This window comes from Mesorhizobium sp. WSM4837 (assembly GCF_055811435.1).
Genome location: NZ_JBVVQE010000274.1, coordinates 1 through 321 on the forward strand (window position 1 = coordinate 1; position 321 = coordinate 321).

1 protein-coding gene is annotated in these 321 nt (G+C 59.2%); it reads left to right on the forward strand.

Annotated features, from left to right (window positions below; translation table 11 throughout):
• Nucleotides 1–321, forward strand: a 321-nt coding sequence (locus tag AC0L3D_RS37070) for a prolyl oligopeptidase family serine peptidase (RefSeq protein WP_473647583.1), incomplete at both ends; no start/stop codon positions are given.

A 321-nucleotide genomic window follows, 5' to 3' on the forward strand; every position in this document is an offset into this window, starting at 1 on the left:
CGCCGGCTGGCAGCCGCCACTCAGCTTCCACGCCAAGGGGCGCGACGGCAAGACTGATATTTGGGGCGTGATCCACCTGCCCGCCAATTTCGATCCGAAGAAGAAGTACCCGGTGGTGGAGAAAATCTATGCCGGGCCCCAGGGCTCCTTCGTCCCAAAATCCTTTTCAAGACGGACAGAGCCGCTCACGCAGCTGGGCTTCGTCGTTGTGCAGATCGATGGCATGGGTACCAACAACCGCTCACGCGCCTTTCATGACGTTGCCTGGAAAAATCTGAAGGACGCAGGCTTTCCCGATCGCATTCTATGGCACAAGGCGGC